Below are 1,013 nucleotides of genomic sequence, written 5' to 3'. Positions count from 1 at the left end.
CTAGGGTCCGGGTCGGCGCATGAAAGAAGCACTCCTCAGGTGAAGAAGCGTATCGGGTCCTATCCGCGTGTCCACATCGAGGGCGGCGGGAGCGGGGTGGTCTCGCAGGCCGGCGGGGTACTGCTGGTCGAGACCGCCCGTAAGACCGGTCTGGATACCGCGATATCGGCGGCGCTGACACCGTGGCGGCGGCCTCGGGCGGTGCACGATCCGGGCAAGATCCTGCTGGATGTGGCTCTCGCGGTCGCGCTGGGCGGGGACTGCCTGGCCGATGCGGGATTGCTGCGGGCCGAGCCGGCCGTGTTCGGGCCGGTGGCCTCCGACCCGACGGTCTCCCGGCTGATCGACACCCTCGCCGCGGCCGGGGACAAGGCCCTGACCGCGATCCGCTCGGCGCGGGCCGAAGTACGCGAATATGTCTGGAGGTTGGCCAAGGACGCGGCGCCGGATACGGATGGCCAGGTGATCGTGGACCTGGACGGAGTGCTGGTCCTGGCCCACTCCGACAAGCAGGACGCGGCCGCGACCTGGAAGAAGTCGTTTGGACATCACCCACTGATGGGCTTCGTAGACCACGGAAGTGGTGGCACCGGGGAGCCGGTGGCAGCCCTGTTGCGGCCGGGGAACGCGGGATCCAACACCGCCACCGACCACATCACCGCCACCCAGCTCGCCCTGGCCCAGCTCCCCAAGCGCCACCGGCGCGGCCGGTCCACACTGATCCGTACCGACTCCGCGGGCGGCACCCATGAGTTCCTCGCCTGGCTCACGAAACGGGGCCGGTGGCTGTCGTACTCGGTCGGGATGACCATCACCGAGCAGATTCATCAGGCCGTGTTGAAGGTCCCGGCCTCCGCCTGGAGTCCGGCGGTCGAGCCGGGTGGCGAGATCCGCGACGGCGCCTGGACCGCCGAGCTCGACGGCGATGTACTCAAGGGCTGGCCGAAGGGAATGCGACTGATCGTCCGCAAGGAACGGCCCCATCCCGGCGCCCAGTTGCGCTTTACTGACGC

1 protein-coding gene is annotated in these 1,013 nt (G+C 69.3%); it reads left to right on the top strand.

Going from position 1 to position 1,013, the window contains the following annotated elements:
* Positions 1 to 39: 39 nt before the first annotated feature.
* A partial coding sequence (locus ABZ826_RS39445; protein WP_361459429.1) for an IS1380 family transposase occupies positions 40 to 1,013 on the top strand: 974 nt, incomplete at its 3' end.

The sequence above is a fragment of the Streptomyces sp. NPDC047515 genome, assembly GCF_040643055.1.
Taxonomy (GTDB): Bacteria; Actinomycetota; Actinomycetes; order Streptomycetales; family Streptomycetaceae; genus Streptomyces.
Note: the sequence above shows the minus strand (reverse complement) of the source record. Positions and strands in the feature narration are given on the sequence as shown.